Below are 26,696 nucleotides of genomic sequence, written 5' to 3'. Positions count from 1 at the left end.
GCCCACCCGGGGTGGACGGGCGGCGGGTCTGCTCAGGCCTTGGCCAGCACCCCGTCCACCAGTGCCTTCGCCTCCTCCTGGATCTGGGCGAGGTGGTCGGCCCCGCGGAACGACTCGGCGTAAATCTTGTAGACGTCCTCGGTGCCGGACGGGCGGGCGGCGAACCAGCCGGACTCGGTGGTCACCTTCAGCCCGCCGATCGGCGCGCCGTTGCCCGGGGCCGTGGTGAGCGTGGCGGTGATCGGCTCGCCGGCCAGTTCGGTGGCGGTGACCTGCTCCGGGGAGAGCTTGCCGAGCACCGCCTTCTGCTCGCGGGTCGCCGGGGCGTCGATCCGGGCGTACGCGGGGGCGCCGAAGCGCTCGGTCAGCTCGGCGTAGTGCTGGCTGGGCGTCTTCCCGGTGGTCGCGATGATCTCCGAGGCGAGCAGACAGAGCAAAATGCCATCCTTGTCGGTGGTCCAGGTGCTGCCGTCGCGGCGCAGGAACGACGCGCCGGCGCTCTCCTCGCCGCCGAAGCCGACCGCCCCGTCGAGCAGCCCGGGCACGAACCACTTGAAGCCGACCGGCACCTCCAGCAGCGGGCGGCCCAGGTCGGCGGCCACCCGGTCGATCATCGAGGAGGAGACCAGGGTCTTGCCGACCGCCGCCGCCGGTCCCCAGGCCGACCGGGTCCGGAACAGGTGGCCGATCGCCACCGCCAGGTAGTGGTTCGGGTTCATCAGGCCGCCGTCCGGGGTGACGATGCCGTGCCGGTCGGCGTCGGCGTCGTTGCCGGTGGAGACCTGGTAGGTCCCGCGGGCGGCGATCAGCGAGGCCATCGCGTTCGGCGAGGAGCAGTCCATCCGGATCTTGCCGTCGCCGTCCAGGGTCATGAACCGCCAGGTCGGATCGACCAGCGGGTTGATCACCGTGAGGTCCAGGCGGTGCCGCTCGGCGATCTCCCCCCAATAGGCGACGCTGGCCCCACCGAGCGGGTCCGCGCCGATGCGCACCCCCGCGTCCCGGATGGCGTCGATGTCGATCGCGGCGGGCAGGTCGTCGACGTAGCGGGCGAGGAAGTCGTACGTCCCGGTGGTGTCGGCGGCGCGCGCCCGGGCGTACGGGACGCGCTTCACCTCCTTGAGACCGGCGGCGAGGATGGCGTTGGCCCGGTCCTGGATCCACTTGGTGACGTCGGTGTCGGCGGGGCCGCCGTTGGTCGGGTTGTACTTGAACCCGCCGTCGTCGGGCGGGTTGTGCGACGGGGTGATCACGATGCCGTCGGCGAGCCCGCTGGTGCGGCCCCGGTTGTGGGTGAGGATCGCGTGCGACGCGGCCGGGGTCGGGGTGTAGCCGTCCCGACTGTCCACCAGCACGGTGACGTCGTTGGCGGCGAGCACCTCCAGCGCGCTGACCTCGGCCGGGGCGGAGAGCGCGTGGGTGTCCCGGGCCAGGAAGAGCGGCCCGTCGAGGCCCTGCTCGCGCCGGTAGTCGCAGAGCGCCTGGGTGACCGCGAGGATGTGGTCCTCGTTGAAGGCGTTCTTCAGGCTGGACCCGCGGTGCCCCGAGGTGCCGAAGGAGACCTGCTGTGCCGGGTCCGCCGGATCCGGGTGCTCGGCGTAGTAGGCGGTCACCAGCCGGGGCACGTCGACCAGGTCGGCGGGCTCGGCGGGCTGGCCGGCACGGGGATGGGCCACTGCGGGGACCTCCTGACGGGTTGCTGCGTTCTGCGGGGACGGGGCGGGCTCAGGGCTCGACGCGCTGGCCCTTGCCGATGACGACGATGCCGTTGTCGGAGACGGTGTAGCGCTGGCGGTCCTTCTCCAGGTCGACGCCGATCTCGGCGCCCTCGGGGACGTACACGTTCTTGTCCAGGATGGCCCGGCGGACCACCGCGTGCCGGCCGATCTCCACACCCTCCATGAGGACCGCGCCGTCCACGTGCGCCCAGGAGTGCACCTTCACCTTGGGCGAGACGATCGAGTTCTCGACCAGCGAGCCGGAGATCACCGCGCCCGGCGAGACCATCGAGCCGACCGCCCGGCCGACCCGCTCGCCCCACTGGTGGACGAACTTCGCCGGCGGGTACGGCGGCTGGTTGCTGTAGATCGGCCAGTCGAAGTTGTAGAGGTTGAACACCGGGTGGACGTTGATCAGGTCCATGTGGGCGTCGTAGAAGGAGTCGAGGGTCCCCACGTCGCGCCAGTAGCCGCGGTCCCGGTCGGTGCTGCCCGGCACCTCGTTGTCCTTGAAGTCGTAGACGTTGGCCTCGCCGCGCTCGACCAGCATCGGGATGATGCTGCCGCCCATGTCGTGCTTGCTGGTCTTGTCCTCCGCGTCGCGCTCGACGGCCTCGCAGAGCGCGCCGGTGCTGAAGACGTAGTTGCCCATCGAGGCGTAGATCTGGTCCGGCGCGTCGGGCAGCCCGACGGCGTCGGTGGGCTTCTCGCGGAACGCCCGGATCCGCCGGCCGTCCTCGCCGACCTCGATCACGCCGAACTGGTCGGCCATCGACAGCGGCTGGCGGATGCCGGCGACCGTCACTCCGGCCCCGGAGGCGATGTGGTCCTCCACCATCTGCCGCGGGTCCATCCGGTAGATGTGGTCGGCGCCGAAGACGATCACGTGGTCCGGCTGCTCGTCGTTGATCAGGTTGAAGCTCTGGTAGATGGCGTCGGCCGAGCCGGCGAACCACCACGGGCCGCGGCGCTGCTGCGCCGGCACCGGGGTGACGTAGTTGCCCAGCATCGTCGACATCCGCCAGGTCTGGGTGACGTGCCGGTCCAGCGAGTGGGACTTGTACTGGGTCAGCACGACGATCTTCAGAAAGCCGGCGTTGGCCAGGTTGGAGAGGACGAAGTCGACCATGCGGTACATCCCGCCGAACGGGACGGCCGGCTTCGCCCGGTCGGTGGTCAGGGGCATCAGGCGCTTGCCCTCCCCGCCGGCCAGGACGATCGCGAGCACCTTGGCAGCCATGCTCAGACGCTATCCACCCGGCTGCGACTTCACCACTCGTACGGGCGGACTTCTGCACTAGGGTGCGGGGGCATGACGGAATCCGCTCGCCTGCGCGTTGACCTGCTCACCCGGGAGTACCCGCCGGAGGTGTACGGCGGCGCCGGGGTGCACGTCGAGTACCTGGCCCGCGAGCTGCGCCGGCTCGCCGACGTCCGGGTGCACTGCTTCGGCGTGCCGCGCGCCGAGCCGGGCGTCACCGCGTACGCCGAACCGCCCGGCCTGACCGGCGCGAACGCCGCGCTGCGCACCATGGGTGTGGACCTGGAGATGGCGGCCGGCTGCGCCGGCACGGACGTGGTGCACAGCCACACCTGGTACGCCAACCTGGCCGGGCACACCGCGAAGCTGCTGCACGGGGTGCCGCACGTGGTCACCGCGCACAGCCTGGAGCCGCTGCGGCCGTGGAAGGCCGAGCAGCTCGGCGGCGGTTACGCGCTCTCCTCCTGGTGCGAGCGGACCGCCGTGGAGAGCGCCGACGCGGTGATCGCGGTGAGCGAGGGGATGAAGCGGGACGTGCTGACCGCGTACCCGGCCGTGAACCCGGACCGGGTCCGGGTGGTCTACAACGGCATCGACACCAGGCAGTACGCCCCGGACCACAACACCGACGTGGTGGACCGGCTCGGCATCGACCCGGCCCGCCCGAGCGTGGTGTACGTGGGGCGGATCACCCGGCAGAAGGGCCTGCCGTACCTGCTGCGGGCGGCCCGCGACCTGCCCCCCGACACCCAGCTGGTGCTGCTCGCCGGCGCGCCCGACACCCCGGAGATCGCCGCCGAGGTGGAGGGGCTGGTGGCCGAGCTGCGGGCCAACCGGTCCGGGGTGGTCTGGGTGGCCGAGATGCTGCCCAAGCACGAGGTGATCCAGGTGCTCACCCACGCCACGATCTTCGTCTGCCCGTCGGTCTACGAGCCGATGGGCATCGTCAACCTGGAGGCGATGGCCTGCGAGACGGCGGTGGTGGCGACCGCCACCGGCGGCATTCCCGAGGTGGTCGCCGACGGCGAGACGGGCCTGCTGGTCCCCATCGAGCAGGCGACCGACGGCAGCGGCCGGCCGCTGGACCCGGAGCGCTTCGTGGCCGACCTAGGCGCGGCGATCAACGAGCTGCTGGCCGACCCGGCGCGGACCGTCGAGTTCGGCCGGGCCGGCCGCCGGCGGGCCGTCGAGCACTTCTCCTGGGACGCGATCGCCGCCCGCACGATGGAGGTGTACCGGTCGGTGGGAGCGGCAGGTTGACCCGAGCGCGAAGCGATCTCGCGCAGTAGGTTGACGGGGTGACTGGACGGTTCCCGATCGAAGACGTCTCCCCCGTCGTCTCCTGCGGTCGCTACCCAGCGAAGGCGGTGGTCGGGGAGACCGTGCCGGTGTCGGCCCGGGCCTACCGTGAGGGGCACGACGCGCTCGGCTGCAACGTGGTCTGGCTCGGCCCGGACGGCGCGGCCCGCCCGTTCACCCGGATGCGCCCCGGCGAGCCCGGTCAGGACCGCTGGCACGCCACCATCCGGCCGGACGCGGTCGGCGACTGGGTCTTCACCGTCGAGGCCTTCCAGGACCCGTACCTGACCTGGCAGAACGCAGTCGCCAAGAAGATCGCCGCCGGCCAGGGCCCGGCCGAGCTGGCCAACGACCTGGCCGAGGGCGCCCGGGTGCTGGAGGCGGCGCTCGACCTCGTACCGGCCGCCGACCGGGGCCGGGTCCGTGCGGCGGCCAGGGCGCTGCGCGACGCCAAGCTGCCACTGCCCGGGCGGGTCACCCCCGCCCTCGACCTGGCCGACCTGCTCTGGGACCACCCGGTCCGGGAGCTGGTCACCACCGGCGAGGAGCACCGGCTCTGGGTGGACCGCCCCCGGGCGCTCTTCTCCGCCTGGTACGAGTTCTTCCCCCGCTCCGAGGGGGCGGTCCCGGCCACCGTGGACGAGCCGGCGCGGTCGGGCACCTTCGTCACCGCGACGGACCGGCTGCCCGGCGTCGCGGCGATGGGCTTCGACGTGCTCTACCTGCCGCCGATCCACCCGATCGGCCGGGTCAACCGCAAGGGCCGCAACAACTCGCTCACCGCCGGGCCGGACGACGTCGGCTCGCCGTGGGCGATCGGCGCCGCCGAGGGCGGCCACGACGCCATCCACCCCGACCTGGGTACGCCGGCGGACTTCCGCGAGTTCATCGCCGCCGCCGCCGAGCAGGGCCTGGAGGTGGCGATGGACCTGGCGTTGCAGTGCGCCCCGGACCACCCCTGGGTGACCGAGCACCCGGAGTGGTTCACCACCCGGGCCGACGGCAGCATCGCGTACGCGGAGAACCCGCCGAAGAAGTACCAGGACATCTACCCGCTGAACTTCGACAACGACCCGGAGGGCATCCGGGCCGAGGTGCTGCGGGTGGTGCTGCACTGGGTCGGCGAGGGCATCCGGATCTTCCGGGTGGACAACCCGCACACCAAGCCGTTCGACTTCTGGCACTGGCTGATCCGGGAGGTGAAGCAGGTCGACCCGGACGTGCTGTTCCTGGCCGAGGCGTTCACCCGGCCGGCGATCATGCACGGGCTCGGCAAGATCGGCTTCACCCAGTCGTACACCTACTTCACCTGGCGCACGTCGGCGGTGGAGATGCGGGCGTACTGCGAGGAGCTGATCGCCGCGGCCGACTACATGCGGCCGAACTTCTGGCCGAACACGCCGGACATCCTGCACGAGTCGTTGCAGCACGGCGGCCCGCCGATGTTCAAGATCCGGGCGGTGCTGGCCGCGCTGCTCTCCCCCTCCTGGGGCATGTACGCCGGCTACGAGCTCTTCGAGCACGTCGCCCGCCCCGGCGCCGAGGAGTACCTGGACAACGAGAAGTACGAGCTGCGCCCCCGGGACTGGGCGGGCGCGCAGGCGCAGGGCCGCTCCCTGGCGCCGTTCATCGCCACCCTCAACCGGGTCCGCCGCGACAACCCGGCCCTGCACCAGCTGCGCAACCTGCGCTTCCATGACATCGACAACCCGGCGTTGCTCTGCTGGTCCAAGCACGACCCGGTGACCGGCAACACGGTGATCGTGGTCTGCTCGTTCGACTCGCACACCGTGCAGTGGGGCAACACCACGCTGGACATGCCGGCGCTCGGCTTCGACTGGCACGAGCGGTTCACCGTGCACGACGAGCTGACCGGCGCCAGCTACGACTGGGGGCAGCGCAACGCGGTCCGGCTCGACCCGTACCTGCAGCCCGCGCACGTGCTGACGGTCCGCCGCCCGGCCGCGTCCGGCCCGGAACCGGCCATGCCGGCGGCGCCGGGGCTGACCGTCGAAGACGTACCCGCCGACCTCTCGGGCGGCACCGCCCCGACCGCACCGGCTGTGAAGGACGACGCACGATGGACGAGCTGATCGCCGGCGAGACGCACGACCCGCACGCCGTCCTCGGCGCGCACCCCGCCGACGGGCGCACCACCATCCGCACCATGCGCCGGGGCGCCGCCGACGTGGCGATCCTCGTCGGCGACGAGCGGCACCCGACGAAGCGGGTGCACGACGTCGGCGTCTTCGAGACCGTGGTGCCGGGCGAGGTGCTCGACTACCGGGTCGAGGTGGACGGTGCCACCCACGACGACCCGTACCGCTACCCGCCCACGCTGGGCGACCTGGACCTGCACCTGATCGGCGAGGGGCGGCACGAGCGGCTCTGGGAGGCGCTCGGCGCGCGGGTCTTCGACGAGGGCGTCGCGTTCACCGTCTGGGCGCCGAACGCGCGCGGGGTGCGGGTGGTCGGCGACTTCACCGGCTGGGGGCCGGACGACGGCTGGCCGATGCGTTCCCTCGGCGCCAGCGGCGTCTGGGAGATCTTCGTGCCCGGCGCGCACGTGGGCGCCCGGTACAAGTACCGGATCCTCGGCGCCGACGGGCACTGGCGGGACAAGGCCGACCCCCTGGCGGCGTACGCGGAGGTGCCACCGGCCACCGCCTCGGTGGTGCACCACTCGACGTACCAGTGGCACGACGCGGCCTGGCTGGAGCGGCGGGCGAAGCGGCAGCCGCACCAGGAGCCGATGAGCGTGTACGAGGTGCACCTCGGCTCCTGGCGCCCCGGCCTCGACTACCGGGAGCTGGCCGAGCAGCTCACCGCGTACGTCACCGAGCTGGGCTTCACCCACGTCGAGTTCCTGCCGGTGATGGAGCACCCGTTCGGCGGCTCGTGGGGCTACCAGGTCACCGGCTACTACTCCCCCACCTCCCGCTTCGGCGACCCGGACGACTTCCGCCACCTGGTGGACCGGCTGCACCAGGCCGGCATCGGCGTCATCCTGGACTGGGTGCCCGCGCACTTCCCGAAGGACGAGTGGGCCCTGGCGCGGTTCGACGGCACCCCCCTCTACGAGCACCCCGACCCGCGCCGCGGCGAGCACCCCGACTGGGGCACGTACGTGTTCGACTTCGGCCGCCGCGAGGTGCGCAACTTCCTCGTCGCCAACGCCCTCTACTGGCTGGACGAGTTCCACGTCGACGGGCTGCGGGTCGACGCGGTCGCCTCGATGCTCTACCTGGACTACTCCCGGCAGGAGGGGCAGTGGCTGCCCAACCGGTACGGCGGCCGGGAGAACCTGGAGGCGATCGCCTTCCTCCAGGAGGTCAACGCCACCGTCTACAAGCACCACGCCGGGGTGGTGATGGTCGCCGAGGAGTCCACCGCCTGGCCGGGCGTCACCCGGCCCACCGCCGAGGGCGGCCTGGGCTTCGGCTTCAAGTGGAACATGGGCTGGATGCACGACACCCTGCTCTACACCTCGAAGGACCCGATCTACCGGCAGCATCACCACCACCAGCTCACCTTCTCCCTGGCGTACGCCTGGAGCGAGAACTACGTGCTGCCGATCAGCCACGACGAGGTGGTGCACGGCAAGGGCTCGCTGGTCGGCAAGATGCCCGGCGACACCTGGCAGAAGCTGGCCAACGTCCGGGCGCTCCTCGCGTACATGTGGGCGCACCCGGGCAAGCAGCTGCTCTTCATGGGCTGCGAGCTGGCCGACGACCGGGAGTGGAGCGAGGAGCGCGGCCTCGACTGGTACCTCACCCACGACCCGGCCCGGGCCGGCGTGCAGCGCCTCGTGGCCGACCTCAACGCCGCGTACCGGGCCACCCCGGCGCTCTGGGCGCAGGACACCGAGCCGGCCGGGTTCCGCTGGATCGCCGGGGACGATGTCGCCAACAACGCCGTCTCGTTCATCCGGATCGCCCCCGACGGCGCGACCCTGGTCTGCGTGGCGAACTTCTCCGCCCTGCCGCTCGAGGAGTACCGGGTCGGCCTGCCCGCCGGCGGCACCTGGACCGAGGTGATCAACACCGACGCGCACCACTACGGCGGCTCCGGGGTGGGCAACCTCGGCACGGTGCACGCCCAGGACGTCCCCTGGCACGGGATGGTCGCCTCGGCGCCGCTGCGGGTGCCCCCGCTCGGCGTGCTCTGGCTGCGCCGCGACGAGCGGCCGTAACGGGTCTTGTCCCCGATCCACCCCCGTCGCTTGCCTGACCGGCGCAACGGGCCGGTCGACCCGGCGACCCGGCCTGCCATCTCTTGATCCACTCCAGGTCGCCGATCCAGCGGCATGGCGGCCTGTTGGATACCGCCAGCTCGCGGAGCTGGCCGCCACGATCCCGCATGCCTGTGCGGAGAGTGACCAATCCGGCGGGTGAGGAACACCCTGCGTCGAACATGCCGCCCCGATCACCGTCCCTCATGAACGGTGCCGGCCGTCCGCCCGTACCGCTGCACGGATGCCGGACACCCGTGGACGACGAGGCGGAGGAGCTTCGATGGCGTGGAGCAGAGGCACAACCAGGAGGCGGGGGACGGCGACGTCGTCCCGGAACCGGAAGATCGCTGGCGGGGTCGCGCTGGCGGTGACCGCCGGCGCGGCCTTCGCGGTGGCGACCGGGACCGGGCAGGCCGCCGAGAACTGCCAGGGCCTGGACGGCGCGCTGCGCAACAACCTGACCTTCATCGCGGACCAGCGGCGGAACCCGGACGCGAACTCGCGGCCCGGATCGCCAACCGGCAGGCGGTGGTCGACCTCATCCAGCAGCGCCGGGCGGCGGCCGGCTGCGACGGGACGGTGGACGTGGCCGGTGCGGCCTGCCCGAGCGTCCCCTGGGAGGTGGCCATGTCGACGCAGTTGGACCAGGCGTGGGCGGTCACGGAGGAGATGACCGGTGAGCGGTCCGGTCAGCTGGTCGATCCGGCGGCCACCGAGGCCCGGGTGAAGCGGCTCGGCGGGCTCTTCGGCGGCATCCGGGACATCGCACGGGGCGCTGCCCAGGGCGGCGCGGCGCAGGGCGGCGGCGCCGCCGGCGGCGCGGGGAAGGCGGCCGGCATCATCAACGCGGTCGGCGGGCTGATCGGGCAGATCGCCGGCATCGTCCAGGCGGCCCGCGCGGCCCGGCAGGCAGCCGCGGACCAGCAGGCGGGCGCCGCCCAGCAGGCCGGCGATCAGCAGGCCGATCAGCAGGCCGGCGGAGAGCAGGGTGCGGAGGGCCAGCAGGCCGGCGGAGAGCAGGGTGCGGACGGCCAGCAGGCTGGTGGGCAGCAGGCCGACGCGGACCGCCAGCAGGCTGCCGACCAGGAGGGTGGCGGCGCGGACGGCCAGCAGGCCGGGGGCGGCGCGAACGGGCAGCAGGATGCCGGCGGGCAGCAGGTGGGCAACGCCGGTCAGCGGATCGCGAACCGGCTCCAGCAGATCCGCGTCCGCATCCAGCAGTTGCGGGCGATCGCGCAGCAGGTCCGCGCGGCACGCCAGGCCGCCCGGGACCAGCGCGCCGCACAGGGCCAGGATGCGGCGCAGGCGCAGCCCGGCGCGCAGGGCCACGGCAACGCACAGGGCCAGGGCAACGCACAGGGCCAGGGCAACGCGCAAGGACAGGGCAACGCACAGGGCCAGGGCAATGCGCAAGGACAGGGCAACGCACAGGGCCAGGGCAACGCACAGGACACGTCGCGCGGCAAGGCGGCTCGGGGCGGCGGCGAGTCGGGCTACCTGGTGGCCGACCCGAGCGTGCCGGGCTGCGCGAACATCCCCGCCGGCCCGGGGCAGGCGGCCGGCTCCGCCGGCGACGCCGCGGACCAGCAGGGCGGTGCCGGCCAGCAACCCGGCGCGGGCAACGCCGGCGACGACCAGCAGGCCGGCACCGGCATGGCCGGCCACGGCGACATGGCAGGTGACGGCGCGCAGAACGGTGGCATGGACGCCGGTGCCGGCATGAACGCCGACGGCGGTCTGGTCGGCGCCGGCGCGAACTAGGTGTATGCGGCGGGGACGCTGGTGACGGTGGGCGGTCGACCCAGGAGAACCTCCGGGCGGGATGCGCTCGTCGAAGGCGCAGACCACCCGGAGGTTCCCCGGTCCGACACTGACGCTGGCCCGCATGTTCACGGCGCTGCCCCGCCGGTCGACCGGCTCCGCCGCCAGGACCGGGCGGTGGCACCCGCTGCGAGGGCGATCGACGTCTCGTGGCAGCACGCGCCCCGCCGGCTGGTTCAGCTCGTTCCTGTCCACTGTCGGTGGGTGGGACTAGCGTCGGTGGTCGCAGGAACTCAGCGTGCGTAGGGGGAGATCATGGCCACACTCGAGAACCGGCCGAACACCGCACTCCTCGTGGTCGACGTGCAGAACGACGTCGTCAACGGGGCTCACGAGCGCGACGCCGTCGTCGCGAACATCGCCAGCCTGGTCGAGAAGGCGCGGCAGGAGCGGGTCCCCGTCGTCTGGGTCCAGCACTCCGACGAGCATCTCGCCAGGGGCAGCGACGGCTGGCGGATCGTCCCCGAGCTGACTCCGGGCGACGCCGAGCCGCTGGTCGAGAAGAACTACGGCGACTCCTTCGAGGACACCACCCTTGAGACGGTGCTGTCGGGCCTCGGCGTCGGACGGCTCGTCGTCGTCGGCGCGGAGACCGACGCGTGCATCCGCTCGACGCTCCACGGCGCGTTCGCCAGGGGATACGACGCGACCCTGGTCGGTGACGCCCACACGACCGGGGACAAGACGTCGTGGGGGGCGCCGCCGCCGGACCAGGTCATCGCGCACACGAACCTGTACTGGACCTACCAGACGGCGCCGGGGCGGACGGCCGGGACGGTCGAGACCAAGACGGCCGACTTCGGCGCCACGTCCTGACGCCGCACACGACGTGGGCGCGGGCCGGGTCGAGCGTCGGACCGGCCCGCGTCAGACCAGGCCCGCCTCCCGCAGCAGCTTCCACAGCCCGGCGCCGTCCGGCGCGGAGAGCCACTTCTGCCCGACCGGTCCGGAGGACGGGCGCCCCGCGGGCGCGGGCAGGCTGCCAGCGAGCACCGACTGGGTGGGTGAGAGCCGGCGGATCGCCACCCCGGCGACGTTGTCCGGGTGGGCGGCGGCGAACTCGCGGTAGATCTCCTGGTCGTGCTGGCCGTCGTCGCCGATGAGCAGCCAGCGCACGTCCGGGAACTCCCGGGCCAGCCGGGCCAGGGTGGCCCGTTTGTGCTCCCGGCCGCTGCGGAACCAGCGGTCGGCCGTCGGACCCCAGTCGGTGAGCAGCAGCGGTCCGGCCGGGTACAGGTGCCGGGAGAGGAACCTCGTCAGCGTCGGGGCGACGTTCCAGGCGCCGGTGGAGAGGTAGAAGACCGGTGCACCGGGGTGCGCGGTGACCAGCCGCTCGTAGAGCACCGCCATGCCGGGCACCGCGGCCCGGGCGTGCTCGTCGAGGACGAAGGTGTTCCACGCGGCGAGAAACGGCCGGGGCAGCGCGGTGACCATGACCGTGTCGTCAATGTCGGAGAGGATGCCGAACCGGACGTCCGGGTCGAGGATGCGGACCAGCGCCTCGACCGGCTCGGCGTCGGCCACGCTGAGGCGTACGCAGGCCCAGCCGGGGGCGAAGTCGGCCTCGATGACGGTGTCGACGAATCCGCTGCGGTCGGCGGTCGCCTCGTGCCGTACGCCGCCGGCCTCGATGGTGATGGTGGCGTGCTTGGCGGGCAGGGTGGCGAAGCTGCGCCAGCCGCGTACCTTCTCCAGCCGGCCTTGCTGGCGGGTGTCCGGCCGGCCGAGCAGCACCCGGCAGAGCACTCGCGCCCAGCCCGGGCCGCCGTAACCGGCGTACGCGATGATGTTGACCTTCCACCCGGTGCGCCGCAGCCGGCGTTCCACCAGGTTGTGCACGGCGTCCTCGATCCGCGCGGCCCGGTGCAGGTTCGGTACGGCCAGTTGGCCAGCGGGTGTGGGTGGCACGCTGCAACCCTGCCACACCTGAGCGAGAGCGGCCACGCGAGGCGGCCCGGGTGAACTCCGCCGATCCACCTCGCCGCCGGTCGTCACCGTGACAAACTGCGGTCGGGACGACGACGGGGGCGTGGTCGTGTCGACACCAGTGCAGGACCCGGGGCGGTGGCGCCCGGCGTTCGACCGGCCGGCGCTCGTCGCGCTGCTGCTCGGGCTGGCCGGGGTCGGCTACCGGCTGGTGCTGACCCTGCTCACCCTGCCCGCCTCCAACAGCGACGAGGCGACGTTCGGCCTGGCCGCGATGCACATCGCCGCCGGCCGGGACCGGCCGGTCTTCCTCTACGGCCAGCGCTACATGGGGGTGCTGGAGTCCTACCTGGCGGCGCCCCTGATCGGGCTGGCCGGGCCGAGCTGGCCGGTGCTGCGGCTGCCGCTGCTCGTGCTCTACGCGCTCTTCCTCTGGCTGATGTACCGCCTCACCCGCCGGCTCTGCTCCCCGTGGTTCGCCGTCCTGGTCGTCGGCGTGCTGGCGCTCGGCTCGGAGCGGGTGGTCCGGGACCAGCTGACCGTGGTCGGCGGCCGGCCCGAGGTGAAGCCGGCGGTGGTGGCGATGCTGCTGATCGCGGTGGCCCTCGCCGAGCGCCGGGTCCGGCACCGCTGGCTGGCCACCGGCCTGTTCGGGCTGCTCGCCGGGGCGGCGCTCTGGTCGGACTGGCTTATCGTGCCGTACCTGGTGGCGGCCGGGCTGCTGCTGGTCTGGGCCGCGCCCCGCGACCTGGTGGGCTGGCCGGGGGTGCTGCTGGTGGCCGGGTTCCTGCTCGGGGTGTCGCCGATGGTCAAGGACAACCTGGTGGCCCCGGACGGGCAGGACTCGCTGTCGGTGTTCCGGGAGATCAGCACCAAGGCCGGGCCGGTGCCACCCTGGTCGGAGCGGCTGCGCGGCGGGCTGCTGGAGGGGGTGCCGCTGGCCTCCGGGCTCTGCCCGATGGACGGCTGCGCCCGCTGGCAGCAGTGGTTCGGGCTGCTCTACCCGGTGCTGCTGGTGGCCGCCGCGCTGCTCGCCGTGGTCGCGTACCGGCGGGCCGGCCACCGGGCCGACCGGGTCCGGGCGGTCGCGCAGCTCGCCCTGGTCGCCGGCGCCGGGTTGACCCTGCTCGCGTACGTCCGCAGCCCGCTCGCCGCGACCGACCCGCTGGCCAACTCCCGCTACCTGTCGGTGCTGCAGATCTCCCTGCCGGCGGTGCTCTGGCCGCTCTGGCTGGCGGCGACCCGGGTCCGGCGGGGCGCGGCCGGGGCGGCGGGCCGGCCCGGGCGGGACGGGGCGGCGGCGGCCCGCCGGCTCGGCGGCGCGGTGGCAACGGTGGCGCTGCTCGTACTCACCGGCACCGCCGTGGCGGCCACCGGGCGTTTCGTCGCCGACGCCGGCTCGCTGCGCGCGGAGGAGCGGCAGGCCCGCGAGCTGGCCGACGCGGTGCGCGGGGCCGGCCTGCGCGAGGTGTACGGCGACTACTGGACCTGCAATCGACTGATCTTCAACACCGGCGAGGCGGTGGTCTGCGGGGTCCTCGACGGCAACCTGACCCCGGGGCAGAACCGCTACCCGGCGTACTGGAAGCGGGTGGGCCGGGCGGACCGGCCGGGGTACGTGCTAGCGGTGGGGTCGTCGGCGGAGCGGGGGCTGCGCCGGCTGCTCGGCGACCGGGCCGACGCCGCCGTCGTCAGCGAGGTCGGCGGGTATCGCGTGTACCACCCGGAGGCGGCCGTGCGGCCCTGGCGCTGAGCCCGGGCCGTACGCTGACCCGGTGCTGATCCTGCTGCCGCCCTCGGAGGGGAAGGCCGACGCCGGCACCGGCCGGCGGCTCGACCCGTCCCGGCTCTCCCTGCCGGAGCTCACCGAAGCCCGGGAGGAGGTGCTGACCGCCCTGGTGGCGCTCTGCGCCGGCCCGGACGAGGCGGCGGCCCGGGCGGCGCTCGGCCTCAGCGAGGGGCAGCGCGGCGAGCTGCGCCGCAACGCCCGGCTGCGGGAGGCGGCCACCGCGCCGGCCGGCCGGATCTACACCGGGGTGCTCTACGAGGCGCTCGACCTGGCCACGCTGCCGCCCGCGGCGGAGCGGGCCGCCCGCCGGTCGGTGCTGATCAGCTCCGGCCTGTGGGGCGCCGTCCGGCTCACCGACCGGATCCCGCCGTACCGGTGCCCGGTCGGGGCGCGGCTGCCCGGGGTCGGCGCGTTGTCGGCGTACTGGCGGCGGGCGCTGGGCCCGGCGATGTCGGCGGCCGCCGGGGCGGGTCCGGTGCTGGACCTGCGTTCCGGGGCGTACGCGGCGACCTGGGCCCCGCGGGGCGAGCTGGCCGACCGGACGGTGACCGTCCGGGTGCTGCACGAGCGGACGGTCGACGGGGTGCCGACCCGCGCGGTGGTCAGCCACTTCAACAAGGCGACGAAGGGTCGCCTGGTCCGGGACCTGCTCACCGCCGGGGTCCGGCCGCGGACCGCCGACAGCCTGGTCGGCGCGCTACGGGACCTCAAGTACACGGTCGAGGAGCAGCCCGTCGCGGCCGGCCGACCGCGCCAGCTCGACGTGGTGGTGACGGAGCTGTAGCCGCAAGTTTTGCTCAAGGCTGGCGCGGACCGGTTTCGCCGCACCCGCGACCGGGCCACGGTTAGGGGACCCGACGCCGACAAGGAGCGGTCCGATGGCCCTCGAACCCACCACCCTGCTCGACCGGCCCCGCCTGCCGTCGACACCGCCACCACTGGACTGGCTGACCCTGACCGACGCGTTCGAGGTCGCCTGCCTGGTCCGTTGCACCCCGCCGCCGGCCACCGACGGCCGCCGCCCGACCGTCGTGACGTACCGGGGCGGGGTCGCCGAGTTCAACCGGGAGGACGCGGCGCACCGGATGCGGCAGCTGCTCGGCCGGCTCGACGTGCCGGTGGAGCACGAGCTGACCACCGGCGGCCTGCGCCGCCGGTACGAGCTGCACCGGCTGTACGTGCCCCGGGAGCACCGGTCGGCGTACGCGACGCTGCTGGAGGCCGGCTGGCGGCAGGGCCGCCGGGAACTGCTCGGCGGGCCGGTGCCCGGCGCGTCCACCGCCCGGCGGGTGTGGCGTCCCCGGCTGGCCGCCGCGGCCTGGCGCTCGGCGCTGCTGGCCGGCGGCCGGCACGTCCGCCGGCACATCCTCGGTGTCCGGCTGACCGACCGGGAGCTGGCGGCGGTGCTGGTCCGCGGCGCCGCCCTGCTGGACGTCCCGGCGCTGCTCCGGCCGGGCGCCGGCTGCTTCGTGGTGAGCGTCGCGCACGGCCCGCACCGGGACCGGATCCTGGACAGCGTCACCCTCGGCCCCGCCTGCTGACCCGGCCGGGCTTGCGCGCGGCGGCGTGCACGGCGCACAGTGCAGCCCGTGAGCCGTAGCTGGTCTGTCCGCGGTCCGCGCCGGGCCGCCGCGCCGCTGATGGTGCTGATGTTGGTGACCGCGCTGGCCGGGGTCGGCGGGTGCCGGGACGAGCGCGCCGAGCCGGTGCGGATCCGGATCGCGACGGGCAGCCCGACCGCGGTCTACCACGCCTTCGGGCAGTCGCTGGCGGCTGTGCTCAACCGGGAGCTGCCCGGGGTGCGGGCCAGCGTGGTGGTCACCGCCGCCTCCGCGCAGAACGTCCGGCTGGTCGGGTCCGGCCAGGCCGAACTGGGCTTCAGCCAGGCCGACGTGCTGCCGACCGCGCCGCCGGAGCAGCCCGGCGTGCTCGCCGTGGCCCGGGTCTACGACGACCTGCTGCACCTGGTCACCACCGCCGGGGCGCCGGTGCGGACGCTGGCCGACCTGCGCGGGCGGCGGGTCTCGGTGGGCGCGGAGGGCTCCGGCACCGAGGTCACCGCCACCCGGCTGCTGGACGTGGCCCGGCTCGGCGGCGACGAGGTCCGGCAGGAGCACCTGGGCCTGGACGACTCGGTCGCCGCGCTGCGCGCCGGCCGGATCGACGCCTTCTTCTTCTCCGGCGGCCTGCCGGTACGCGCCGTCGAGGAGCTGGCCGCGGCCACCGCCGTCCGGATCGTCGACCTAGGGGAGTGGACCGAGCCGCTGCGCCGCGGGTACGGGCAGGTCTACGTGACCCGGGACGTCCCCCGGTCGGTGTACGGGGTGCCGCCGGTCAGCACGGTGGCGAACCCGAACTACCTGATCGTCCGCGCCGACCTGCCCGAGGCGCTGGTCCGCGAGGTGACCCGGCTGCTGATGGAGCGCCGGGCGGAGCTGGCCGCCGCCCACCCGGCGGCCGGCCGGATGAGCCCCCGCTCGGCGATCGCCACCACCCCGCTGCCGCTGCATCCCGGCGCCGCCGCCTGGTACCGGTCGAGCAAGCCTTAACCGGCGTCGGAGCCGACCGGCTCGGCGGACCCGGCCCCGGCCGCGCCCACCTCGTCGACGCCGACCTCCTCCGGGGCCGGGAACCACAGCTCCGCGACCAGCCCCCGGGGCTCCCCCTGGCGCATGGTGAGCCGGCCGTCCGAGGCGTCCACCAGCACCGCGACGATGGTGAGCCCCAGCCCGGCGCCGTCGACGTTCTGCACGTCCGGGGCCCGCCAGAACCGCTCGGTGGCCTGGTCGAGCTGGCTCGCGGTCATGCCCGGGCCGGTGTCCCGCACCTCCAGGGCGGTGCCCCCGTCGGCCGGGCGGACGCTCACCGTCACCTCTCCCCCGGCGCCGCTGAACTTCACCGCGTTGTCGATCAACGCGTCGAGCGCCTGGTCGATGGCGGTGGGGACGGTCCGGGCGTACGCGGGGGCGTCGACGGTGACCAGCCGGAGGGCGACCGACCGGTGCCGGGCCAGCGGCTGCCAGGCGGTCACCCGGGAGGCGGCCAGCTCGGCGGCGTCCACGGTGACCCGCTGGTTCTCCTCGCGTTCCGCCCGGGCCAGGGTGAGCAGCGCGTCGAGCACCCGGGCCAGCCGGTCGGTCTCCTCCAGCGCCAGGCGGTGCTCGGCGCGGCCGTCCGGGTCGGTGAGGCTCGGCCCGAGCTCCTCCACCCGCAGCCGCAGCGCGGTCAGCGGGTTGCGCAGCTGGTGGCTGGCGTGCGCGACGAAGGCGCGCTGCCGGTCCATCACGTCGGAGACCGCGTCGGCCATGTTGTTGAAGCTGGCCGCGAGCCGGCGCAGCTCCGGCGGGCCCAGCCGCGGGCGCACCCGGGCGCCCCGGTCGCCCTCGGCGATCTCGTGGGTCACCGCGTCCAGCTCGGTGACCGGGCGCAGCACCCAGCCGGCCAGCCCGAACGCGGTGGAGACGCAGGCCAGCACCGCGAGCAGGCCCATCCCGGCGAGCAGCAGCCACCAGGAGGTGACGGTACGCCGGACCCGGTCGACCGGGGTGGCGGTCACCACCGCCCCCAGCACCTCGCCGCCGTCGTTGATCGGGACCGCCACCACCACCGGCCCGTCCGCCCAGGGCCACACCGACTCGGGCCCGCTGAACTGCTGCCCGGAGAGCGCGGTGTCCAGCGCCGACGCGGTGCCGTGGCCGGGTCGCCAGCTCGTGGAGGCGACCACCGTGCGGCCGTCCCGGTCGACCACCGCCGCGCCGATGCCGTACAGCTCGTCATAGGCGCCCAGCTCACCGTCGAGCGGGCCGGGTCCCCCGCCGCGCAGCGCCGGACCGGCCAGCGAGGCGAAGCGGGTGGCGTCGGCGAGCCGGTCCGCGCGGACCCGGTCGGTCTCGCGGCTGGCCAGGGTGGCCGCCAGCGGCGTCTCCAGCGCCAGGAGCACCAGCACCATCAGCAGCAGGTAGCTGATCACCAGCCGACGACGCACCCGGCCTCCTCACTCGCCGCGGAGCCGGTAGCCGACCCCACGGACCGTCTCCACCAGGGTCGGGTCGCCGAGCTTGCCGCGCAGCGAGCCGACGTGCACCTCCACGGTGTGCCGGTCGGCCCAGGTGGTGCCCCAGACGTCGAGCAGGATCCGGTCCCGGGGGACGGCCACCCCGGGCTGCCGGGCGAGGGAGACCAGGATGTCGAACTCCTTGCGGGTGAGGGCGACCGGTCGACCGGCCACGCTCACCGTCCGCCCGCCCACGTCGATGCGGATCACGCCAACCTCGATCAGGTTCCGCTCCGGGGCGGTGTGGGCCGCCCGGCGCAGCACCGCCTCGATCCGGGCCTGCAGCTCCACCATCGAGAACGGCTTGACCACGTAGTCGTCCGCGCCGAGCCGCAGGCCGAGCACCCGGTCGCGTTCCTCGCCGCGGGCGGTCACCGCGATGATGCCGAGCGTGCTGCTGCGCCGGCGCAGCTCCCGGCACAGGTCGGTGCCGTCGCCGTCGGGCAGGGTCAGGTCGAGCAGCACCAGGTCGCAGGGGGCGGCGGAGAGCGCGGCGGCGACGGTGGCCGCGTGTTCCACCTCGTACCCGCGTCGGGTGAGCGCGGACGACAGGGCGGCGGCCACCCGACGGTCGTCCTCGACCAGGAGGATCCGCACCCGTGCCCCCAACCCCTCGACGTGCTGCCCACGAATGGTGGCAGACGGGCCCGCGCGGCGGGAGTCTGGGCACCCTGGCCGGCGACGGCCCGGGGAGCACCCCCCGGGTCAGAGCCCGAAGACCTCGTCGGCGGTGGCGTCCCGGACCCCGTCGACGAAGCCCCGGAAGCCGGGATCGTGGTGGCTGGCGGGCACGCTGGTCACATTCACCCCGGTGGCCTGGGTCACGGCGTCGACCAGCGGCGGAAAGTCGGTCTCCGCGTCGCCGAAGGTGTCGTCGTCCGCCTCCGCCAGGTTGATCACGTGCTGCACGTCCTCACTGGGGGTGGCCGGGTCGCCGGCCCACTCGGTGCCGGCCTGGTGGCACTCGTCGTAGACGGCCCGCTGGCCGTCGGTCCAGTCCTCGTCGTAGCTCGTCATCGCCATCCCTCCGCACCTGTCGCATCCGAGCATGCCGGCTGGGCGGGCCCGGTCGGGGCGGTACCGGTGAACGCACCGTCGCGCCCGCCCTAGGCTGCAGTGATGATCTACAAGATTCTGTCGACCGACGAGTGGGACCAGGCCCGCGGCGCGGGGCACTTCAGCGGCACCGCGATGGACCACCAGGACGGGTACATCCACCTCTCCGGGGCGGACCAGGTGGTGGAGACCGCCCGCCGGGTGTTCGGCGGGGTCACCGGGCTGACGCTGCTCACCGTCGACCCGGACCGGCTGGGCGGCGCGCTGCGCTGGGAGCCGTCCCGGGGCGGAGCGCTCTTCCCGCACCTCTACGGCGTGCTGCCGGTGGACGCGGTGGTGGCGGCGGAGGCGTTGCCGGCGGACACGCCGGCCGCCGACGCGGTGGCGGCGCTGCTTGGCTGACGGGCTCGTTATGCTACGCCGAGCCCGTGCCCCGGCCTCGGCACCGAGAGCCCGGGGCGGCCGGGCGGTCCTGGCCCGCGCGGGCCGCGGCGGTCAGCCGGCGCGGTCCCGACACGGCACCGACGGCGCGACGACGCGCCCTGCGACGATGCGAGTTGAAGGATGACTGACACCAACGACCGGTCCCCTGTCTTCGTCCACCCGACGGCCGACGTGGAGGTGGGCGCCAAGGTCGGCGACGGCACCAAGGTCTGGCACCTGGCCCACATCCGCTCGACCGCGCAGGTCGGCGCCGGCTGCGTCATCGGGCGCAACGTGTACGTCGACGCCGGCGTCACGGTCGGCGACCTGGTGAAGATCCAGAACAACGTCTCCGTCTACCAGGGCGTCACCATCGAGGACGAGGTCTTCGTCGGCCCGTGCGCGGTCTTCACCAACGACTTCCGCCCGCGCGCCCAGAACCCGGACTGGAAGATCACCCCGACGCTGGTCCGGCGGGGCGCCTCGATCGGCGCCAACGCCACCCTGGTCTGCGGGATCGAGGTCGGCGAGTTCGCGATGATCGCCGCCGGCTCGGTGGTGACGAAGGACGTCCAGCCGTACCAGCTGGTGGCCGGCAACCCGGCGCGGCCGAAGGGCTGGGTCGACGAGCGGGGCGAGGTCATCTCCCGGGACGTCGACAACCCGCCGCAGCGGGGCTGAGCACGCGACAGGGGGCGACGGCCGCCGCCGTCGCCCCCTGTTTCCGCGTACGCGGGGTCAGCCGCAGAGGCGGTCGATCTCCGCCCGGAACCGGTCCATCGGGCTCACCCCGGCGGGTCCGAGCAGGTACTCCTTCAGCTCCCGCCGCGCCTCGGTCATCGGGTCGTCCCCGGCCGGGGTGACGGCGAGGATCTTCTCCAGCTCGCCGCAGTCCGACGAGAGCAGGTACGCCGCCCGGGCGGTGGGGAACGTTCGGCGGAACTCGTCCTCGGGCAGGTCGGCCGGGTTGGCCACCACGTACGGCCGCTCGCTCTGCACGAAGTCGGAGACCACGCTCGAGACGTCGCTGATCAGCAGGTCGGTGGCGTTGAAGCAGTCGAACAGGGCCGGGGTGCGGCCGGTGACCACCAGGTGGGCGGTGCCGTCCAGCGAGATGGCGTCGGTGTCCCCGCCGGCGGCCCGGATCCGGGCGACGATCCGGTCGTGGACCGCGCCGGCCTTCTTCGACCGGGTGCCGGTCAGCGGGTGCGGCTTGTAGATCACCCGCACGCCGCCGGCGGCGAGCAGCCCGGTGACGATCCGCTCCCCCATCAGCACCAGCGAGGTGTGGTACGGGTCGTCGTCCAGCCAGCCCTCCCAGGTGGGGGCGTAGAGGACGGTGAAGGTGGGGTCGGCCTCGGCCGAGCCGAAGGTGTGCACCCCGGCGAGCTGCGGCCGGCCGATCTCCACGATGTCGCGGTCCTGCACGCCCACCCCGGCCCGGGCGTACCGCTCCCGGCCGGCCGGTCCGGCCACCCAGACCTCGTCGTACACCTTGCTGTACGGGTTGACGCTGGCCTGCTTGTCGCTGTCGCCGTGCCCGACGAAGACGTGCTTCATGCCCGGCTCGCGGAGCATGTGGATGTTGGCGCCGACGTTCGCCGCGTACAGGGCGGTCCGGATGCTGCTCAGGTCGAGGTTCATGAAGTCGACGCCGGACGGTACGCAGACCACCGGCAGCCGGGTGTCGGCCAGCTCGCGGAACGCGTCCTCGCTGCGCAGCAGCACGACCGCGCGGTGCCCGGCCGCCTCGATCGGGGCGAGCCACATGTTGGCCTGGTAGACGTCCTTCGCCGGGCCGGCGAAGTAGAGCGCCACCTCGGGCCGCTCCCGGGCCAGCCAGGCGTGCAGCGCCGGCAGCACTCCCGGCGTCCGGCCCCGGCCGCGCAGCCAGCTCAGCGCCAGCACCGCCGCAGTGGCGGCGCCCACGGCGAGGGTGACCAGCCCGGTGACCACCACCGGGGTCACCCGGTCGGTCAGCGCGGCCAGCACGGCCGCCGGCACGAGCAGCACGTTGAGCAGCGGCAGCTGGTCGCCCTCGATCCGGCGCGCCCAGGCCGGCGGGGCCGGCACCCGGCGCGACCCGTCGAGGTCGATGTTGCGGGTGAGGGCCGGGGCGGCGGCCCGCCGCTCGCCCAGCACCGCGAGGGCGCCGGTGCCGACCGCGAGGGCCCAGAGCACGGCGGGCAGCAGCATGACCGCGACGGTGGCGCCCACGCCGGGGCGGACCGCGCTGACGGTCAGCAGGACGACCGACAGGTCCCGGGTGAGCTGCCGCCAGACCAGCCCGAGCCCGCCCTTCTCCAACAGCTCGCCGGTCGCGGCGAACCGGGTGGCGAGGGCGAACTCACCGGCGATGGCGACCAGCCCGGCGACCGCGAACGGGATCACCCAGCCGAGGACGCCGGCCAGGACCATGACCCCGTAGGCCAGCAGCACCGCGCCGACCGTGGCGATGCCCTGCTGGCTCCGTGCTCTGCTGAACAACGACACGCTCCCTGTCTGCCCACCGGTAACGATCTCGTCCGATACCCGGGCAGCTGCGGCCTCAACCTGGCAAGTACTTCAAGTATTGCCGGGGTGTCCGGTGGACCAACGGGTCATGGCGCTGGTCACAGTCGGTGTCGGGCGGGCCGCGCAACGCAGTGGGCCCCGGCCGACCGGCCGGGGCCCACTGGCGGGCGGGCGGGTCAGCCGCCGATGACCACCCGGCGGACGCCGGTCCAGCGGGCCGGGTCGGTGACCCGGCGGCCGTCGACCAGCACCGTCACGCCCGGCAGGTCGGCCGGGGCGAGGGTGCGGTACTCGGCGTGGTCGGCCTGGATCACGGCCGCGCCGAGCGGCTCGCCGTCGTAGCCCGGCAGGCCGTGCGCGACCAGCTCCTCATTGGTGTACATCGGGTCGGAGACGTACGGCTTGGCGCCCCGGGCGCGCAGCGCCTCGACGGTCGGGAAGACGCCGGAGAACGCGGTCTCCTTGACGCCACCCCGGTAGGCGGCGCCGAGCACCAGCACGCCCACGTCGGTGAGGTCGCCGTAGGCGGCGGCGAGCAGGTCGACCGCGTACTCCGGCATGGCGGCGTTCGCCTCGCGGGCCGAGCGCACGACCGTGGCGGCCGGGTCGTTCCACAGGTACATCCGCGGGTAGATCGGGATGCAGTGCCCGCCGACCGCGATGCCCGGCGAGTGGATGTGGCTGTACGGCTGGGTGTTGCAGGCCTCGATCACCTTGGTGACGTCGACGCCCACCGTGTCGGCGAACCGGGCGAACTGGTTCGCCAGGCCGATGTTGACGTCCCGGTAGGTGGTCTCCGCGAGCTTGGCCAGCTCGGACGCCTCCGCCGAGCCAAGGTCCCAGACGCCGTTCGGGCGGTTCAGGTCGGCGCGCTCGTCGAAGTCCAGCACCGCCTCGTAGAAGCGCACGCCGTGCTCGGCCGACGCCTCGTCGATGCCGCCGACCAGCTTCGGGTAGCGGCGCAGGTCGGCGAAGACCCGGCCGGTGAGCACCCGCTCCGGGCTGAAGACCAGGTGGAAGTCCTTGCCCGCGGTGAGCCCGGAGCGTTCCTCGAGCATCGGCGCCCAGCGGCTGCGGGTGGTGCCGACCGGCAGGGTGGTCTCGTAGCTGACCAGGGTGCCCGGCTTGAGGCCCGCGGCGATGGCCCGGGTGGCGTCGTCCATCCAGCCGAAGTCCGGCACCCCGTCGGCGTCCACGAAGAGGGGGACGACCACGACGACCGCCTCGGACTCGGCGACCGCCGCGGCGGTGTCGGTGGTGGCCGACAGGAGCCCGGCGGCCACCGCCTCCTTCAGCTTGACGTCCAGGTCGGTCTCACCCGGGAACGGCACGGCCCCGTCGTTGACCAGCCGCACGACCCGCTCGGAGACGTCGGCACCGATCACCCGGTGCCCCTTCGAGGCGAACTGCACGGCGAGCGGCAGACCGATCTTTCCCAGCGCGACGACGCAGATGTTCATGACTACTACTTTCCTCCTAGCGGAAGCCGGCGCCGCAGGCGGGCCATCATTCGACGGAGTGTCACCGGAGACGCGGCGAACACCAGCTGACCTTTGTGGTTGGTGGTGGCGGTGATGAGGTGAAGCTGACCGCCGTCGCGGTGCAGTACCCGCTGCACCACCGGGGGCCGGGGGCCGCGCAGCGGCGTGCCGTCGCCGGTGGCCCCCGCCGCCCAGGCCCGGACCACCCGGTGACCACCCTCCGGCGCGAGCTCGGCGAGCAGGTCACGCACCCGGAACGTGGCGTGCACGGTGGTGCCCATCGGGTCCTGCCCCAACGGTCGCACGGTGGCCTCGGCCCCGCCGGCGCGCACGGCCAGGACGCCGCCGACCAGCTCCGACAGGTCCGGTCGGGGGCTGCGGGCGGTCACCGCCAACACCCGTTCCCCGTCGGCGTCGACGGTCATCCGTACCGAGACGGTGTCCAGTCGGGCCAGCCACCGGGCGGACGGGTTGGTCAGCTCGAACCACTCGTCTGAGAGGCCGGAACGCGGGTCGCCGAAGCCGGGGTAGACCGCGAACCAGCGGTCGCCCTGGAGCACCATCGGCGGGAGGCCGTCATCGACGTCCTGTCGGATGACGGCGAGCAGGTCCCCCAGCGAGCCGTGGGCGGCGGTGCCGATCCGGATCCGAGAGGTGACATCGAGCTGGTCGCGGATCTGGTCGGTGAGGTACTGCCGGGCCAGCTTGCCGACGCCGTTGCGGACCCGCTCCTGGCTGTCCCGGCCCAGCTTGAGGAAGTCGGCCCGCAGCAGCTTGGCGATCTCCCAGGCGAAGTGCCGCCGCAGCACCGCGTCGCGGCGGTCACCCGGCTCGATCTGCTCGGCGGCGAAGTGCACGATCCGCTCGACGCAGTCCAGCCGGGCCAGGTGGTCGCTGCGGTAGGTGATGTTGCCGGCGTTGAGCCGCTTGACCGCGTAGTAGTAGTCGTAGTCGGCGAGGACGGAGATCCGCCCGGCCCGCAGGCAGGCCTCCAGCGTGAACGGCTGGTCGCTACCGACCGGCATGTCCTCCGGGAAGCGCAGGCCGTACTTCTCGACCAACTCCCGCCGGAACAGCTTGGTGTTGGAGAGCGAGAAGGGCAGCGCCGAGGTGAAGAGGTCCACCTCGGGGCAGGTCTGGTCGAAGATCTCCTGGTGGATGTAGCGCTTGTTGACCCCGACGGTGCGCCCGAGCAGCACGTCGGAGCCCCACCGGTCGGCGGCGTCCACCATCCGCTGCAGTGCCTCCGGTCCGAGGTGGTCGTCGGCGCCGATGAAAAAGACGTACCGACCGGTGGCATGGTCCAGCGCCCGGTTGCTCGGGGCGGCCGGGCCGCCGGAGTTGGCCTGGTGCAGCACCTTGACGGTGCCCGGGTACGCCTCGGCGAAGCGGTCCAGCTCCGCGCCGCCGCCGTCGGTGGAACCGTCGTCCACCGCGACGACCTCCAGCCGGTCCAGACCGATCGTCTGCTCCACCAGCGAGGTGAGGCAGGTGGTCAGGTCCGGCATCGTGTTGTAGACCGCGACGACGACCGTCACGTCCGGCTGGGTCACGCCTCTGCCTTCCGCGCCCGGGAGTCCCCGTCGGTCCGGTTGTCGACCCCGATGGCGACCCATCCCCGGGTGTCCACCCCTGCGGTCGTGCCGTCAGATCCCATTACCGCCCGTCTCCGTCCCAAGCCCGGCGTCGTCACCAGCGGACCCGAGCGAGTCTACGACAGGCGCGTGGGCGGGAGCGGGAGCGCCGTCGGTGTTCCCCGCCCCGGCGCGCCGGTTGCTACCCTGCATCCGGTTCCCGGTCAGGTGATTACGCCGGCACCGCTGGCCAGGGGCGGTGCCGACGCCCTGCGGTGGACCACCCACCCCACCCCACCGCGGCGCGGACAGGACACAGACACATGGACGTGGTGATGACCAACGAGCGCGGCCCGGAGCAGCGCACCGCAGCGGACCTGGGCGGGGCAACACCGTCGCCCCGCCCGACCGGGTGGCCGAAGCGGCTGCGCGCCGCGACCCAGGATGCCCTGCCCGCCCTCGCGGGTTACCTCGCGGTCCGGCTGATCGGCCTGCTGACCCTGTTCCTCTGGGCCCGGAGCGCCGGCAAGGGCACCGCCGCCCTGCTCACCAAGTCGGACGGCGCCTGGTACCTGGGCGTCGCCCAGCACGGGTACGACAGCTACGAGCGCGTGCAGAGCAACATGGCGTTCTTCCCGCTCTACCCGGGGCTGATCCGGGCGCTGGAGCCGCTCACCCCGCTCGGCGCCCGGGCCACCGCGCTGGTGGTGGCCTGGGTCGCGGCGCTCGCCGCCGCCTGGGCGCTCTTCGCCATCGGCACCCACCTGTACGACCGCCGGGTCGGCCTCCTGCTCGCCGTGCTCTGGGGCGTGCTGCCGCACAGCATCGTCCAGTCGATGAGCTACAGCGAGGGCATCTTCACCGCCTTCGCCGCCTGGAGCCTCTACGCCCTTCTGCGCGCCCGCTGGGTCACCGCCGGGGTGCTCTGCCTCCTCGCCGGGCTGACCCGGCCCACGGCCTCGTCGCTGCTCGCGGTGGTGTGCCTGGCCGCGCTGATCGCCGTCGTGCGGCGTCGGAACGGCTGGCGGCCGTGGGCGGCGCTGGTGCTCGCGCCCGCCGGCTGGGTGGGCTACCTGGCCTGGGTCGGCTGGCGCACGGGCCGCCCGGACGGCTGGTTCCACATCCAGGACGCTGGCTGGGGCACCACGTTCGACTTCGGGGCGGACACGGTGACGGTGGCGCGAAAGGTGCTCGCCCACCCGTCGGCGCTGACGCTGTACGTGGTGACCCTGGTGGTGCTGCTGGCGGTCGCGCTCTTCGTGCTGAGCCTGCTCGACCGGCAACCGTGGCAGTTGCTGCTCTACAGCGGCCTGCTGCTGATCACCACCCTCGGCGCCGCCGGGTACTACCATGCGAAGGCTCGATTCCTGCTGCCCGCTTTCCCGCTGCTGCTGCCGGTGGCCGTCGCCCTGGCCCGGGCGGGCCGGGCGAAGGCGGTCACCGTCCTGGCGACCCTCACCGTCGTCTCGGCCTACCTGGGTGGACACCTGCTGATCATCTGGACCTACTCGCCGTGACGGTCCCGGCGCGCCTCCGGGTCGCCCCC

At 73.8% G+C, this 26,696-nt stretch carries 21 protein-coding genes; 12 read left to right on the top strand and 9 right to left on the bottom strand.

Annotated elements, in window-relative coordinates; genetic code table 11:
• Positions 1–32: 32 nt before the first annotated feature.
• Together pgm and glgC are read right to left on the bottom strand one after the other, a co-directional pair.
• Positions 33–1,676, bottom strand: a complete 1,644-nt coding sequence (gene pgm, locus EV384_RS15065; protein ID WP_130333932.1) for a phosphoglucomutase (alpha-D-glucose-1,6-bisphosphate-dependent) — start codon at positions 1,674–1,676, stop codon at positions 33–35.
• A 49-nt stretch (positions 1,677–1,725) separates the two neighbouring features.
• Positions 1,726–2,958, bottom strand: a complete 1,233-nt coding sequence (gene glgC, locus EV384_RS15060; RefSeq protein WP_130333930.1) for a glucose-1-phosphate adenylyltransferase — start codon at positions 2,956–2,958, stop codon at positions 1,726–1,728.
• A gap of 72 nt (positions 2,959–3,030) precedes the next feature.
• On the opposite strand from glgC, the gene glgA reads away from it, so the two are divergent.
• From glgA to EV384_RS15035, 5 genes are all read left to right on the top strand, one after another.
• A complete protein-coding gene (gene glgA, locus EV384_RS15055; RefSeq protein WP_130333928.1) occupies positions 3,031–4,239 on the top strand; it encodes a glycogen synthase in 1,209 nt (402 codons plus the stop codon).
• Positions 4,240–4,277: 38 nt separating this feature from the next.
• Positions 4,278–6,371, top strand: a complete 2,094-nt coding sequence (locus tag EV384_RS15050; RefSeq protein ID WP_130333926.1) for an alpha-1,4-glucan--maltose-1-phosphate maltosyltransferase — start codon at positions 4,278–4,280, stop codon at positions 6,369–6,371.
• Positions 6,359–8,470, top strand: a complete 2,112-nt coding sequence (glgB, locus tag EV384_RS15045; protein ID WP_130333924.1) for a 1,4-alpha-glucan branching protein GlgB — start codon at positions 6,359–6,361, stop codon at positions 8,468–8,470. Before EV384_RS15050 ends, glgB begins: the two co-directional genes overlap by 13 nt.
• 570 nt (positions 8,471–9,040) lie before the next feature.
• Entirely contained in the window at positions 9,041–10,273 is a 1,233-nt protein-coding gene (locus EV384_RS35370) for a hypothetical protein (RefSeq protein ID WP_207232330.1), read from the top strand.
• A gap of 315 nt (positions 10,274–10,588) precedes the next feature.
• Positions 10,589–11,149 carry an isochorismatase family protein gene (locus EV384_RS15035; protein ID WP_130333922.1) on the top strand — a complete coding sequence of 187 codons (561 nt, stop codon included), beginning with the start codon at positions 10,589–10,591 and terminating at the stop codon, positions 11,147–11,149.
• 51 nt (positions 11,150–11,200) lie between these two features.
• Here EV384_RS15035 and EV384_RS15030 read toward each other — a convergent pair whose 3' ends face one another.
• Entirely contained in the window at positions 11,201–12,241 is a 1,041-nt protein-coding gene (locus EV384_RS15030; RefSeq protein WP_207232329.1) for an App1 family protein, read from the bottom strand.
• Between the two features lie 121 nt (positions 12,242–12,362).
• Between EV384_RS15030 and EV384_RS15025 the strand changes: the two genes are divergently transcribed.
• The 4 genes from EV384_RS15025 (at position 12,363) to EV384_RS15010 (ending at position 16,597) form a co-directional block, all read left to right on the top strand.
• The gene (locus EV384_RS15025; protein WP_423202956.1) at positions 12,363–14,012 is read left to right on the top strand and encodes a hypothetical protein; all 1,650 of its coding nucleotides are present in this window, start codon (positions 12,363–12,365) and stop codon (positions 14,010–14,012) included.
• Between the two features lie 22 nt (positions 14,013–14,034).
• Positions 14,035–14,832 (top strand): peroxide stress protein YaaA, encoded by a 798-nt coding sequence (gene yaaA, locus EV384_RS15020; protein WP_130333916.1) that lies wholly within the window; start codon positions 14,035–14,037, stop codon positions 14,830–14,832.
• Positions 14,833–14,926: 94 nt separating this feature from the next.
• A complete protein-coding gene (locus EV384_RS15015; RefSeq protein ID WP_130333914.1) occupies positions 14,927–15,589 on the top strand; it encodes a hypothetical protein in 663 nt (220 codons plus the stop codon).
• A gap of 99 nt (positions 15,590–15,688) precedes the next feature.
• Entirely contained in the window at positions 15,689–16,597 is a 909-nt protein-coding gene (locus EV384_RS15010) for a TAXI family TRAP transporter solute-binding subunit (RefSeq protein ID WP_130340577.1), read from the top strand.
• On the opposite strand, the gene EV384_RS15005 is transcribed toward EV384_RS15010, so the two are convergent.
• The 3 genes from EV384_RS15005 to EV384_RS14995 form a co-directional block, all read right to left on the bottom strand.
• Entirely contained in the window at positions 16,594–18,033 is a 1,440-nt protein-coding gene (locus EV384_RS15005; protein WP_130333912.1) for a sensor histidine kinase, read from the bottom strand. The genes EV384_RS15010 and EV384_RS15005 overlap by 4 nt on opposite strands.
• A gap of 9 nt (positions 18,034–18,042) precedes the next feature.
• Positions 18,043–18,699, bottom strand: a complete 657-nt coding sequence (locus EV384_RS15000) for a response regulator transcription factor (RefSeq protein ID WP_130333910.1) — start codon at positions 18,697–18,699, stop codon at positions 18,043–18,045.
• 108 nt (positions 18,700–18,807) lie between these two features.
• Positions 18,808–19,125, bottom strand: a complete 318-nt coding sequence (locus tag EV384_RS14995) for a hypothetical protein (protein ID WP_242624071.1) — start codon at positions 19,123–19,125, stop codon at positions 18,808–18,810.
• Between the two features lie 96 nt (positions 19,126–19,221).
• Here EV384_RS14995 and EV384_RS14990 point away from each other — a divergent pair, with 96 nt between their 5' ends.
• The gene (locus EV384_RS14990) at positions 19,222–19,560 is read left to right on the top strand and encodes a DUF952 domain-containing protein (RefSeq protein WP_130333908.1); all 339 of its coding nucleotides are present in this window, start codon (positions 19,222–19,224) and stop codon (positions 19,558–19,560) included.
• A gap of 162 nt (positions 19,561–19,722) precedes the next feature.
• A complete protein-coding gene (locus tag EV384_RS14985; protein WP_130333906.1) occupies positions 19,723–20,262 on the top strand; it encodes an acyltransferase in 540 nt (179 codons plus the stop codon).
• 57 nt (positions 20,263–20,319) lie between these two features.
• Here the strand turns inward: EV384_RS14985 and EV384_RS14980 are convergent, their stop codons facing one another.
• The 3 genes from EV384_RS14980 to EV384_RS14970 all read right to left on the bottom strand — a co-directional run bounded on the left by EV384_RS14980 (position 20,320) and on the right by EV384_RS14970 (position 25,129).
• On the bottom strand, positions 20,320–22,068 hold the full coding sequence (locus EV384_RS14980) for a CDP-glycerol glycerophosphotransferase family protein (RefSeq protein WP_130333904.1): 1,749 nt from the start codon (positions 22,066–22,068) through the stop codon (positions 20,320–20,322).
• 203 nt (positions 22,069–22,271) lie between these two features.
• Positions 22,272–23,555, bottom strand: coding sequence for a nucleotide sugar dehydrogenase (locus EV384_RS14975; RefSeq protein ID WP_130333902.1), 1,284 nt, complete (start codon positions 23,553–23,555; stop codon positions 22,272–22,274).
• A 5-nt stretch (positions 23,556–23,560) separates the two neighbouring features.
• Positions 23,561–25,129, bottom strand: a complete 1,569-nt coding sequence (locus EV384_RS14970) for a glycosyltransferase family 2 protein (protein WP_130333900.1) — start codon at positions 25,127–25,129, stop codon at positions 23,561–23,563.
• 356 nt (positions 25,130–25,485) lie between these two features.
• Here EV384_RS14970 and EV384_RS14965 point away from each other — a divergent pair, with 356 nt between their 5' ends.
• Entirely contained in the window at positions 25,486–26,667 is a 1,182-nt protein-coding gene (locus EV384_RS14965) for a hypothetical protein (RefSeq protein ID WP_242624070.1), read from the top strand.
• Positions 26,668–26,696 lie beyond the last annotated feature (29 nt).

The sequence above is a fragment of the Micromonospora kangleipakensis genome (assembly GCF_004217615.1).
In the GTDB taxonomy this organism is placed as follows: Bacteria; Actinomycetota; Actinomycetes; order Mycobacteriales; family Micromonosporaceae; genus Micromonospora; species Micromonospora kangleipakensis.
Note: the sequence above shows the minus strand (reverse complement) of the source record. Positions and strands in the feature narration are given on the sequence as shown.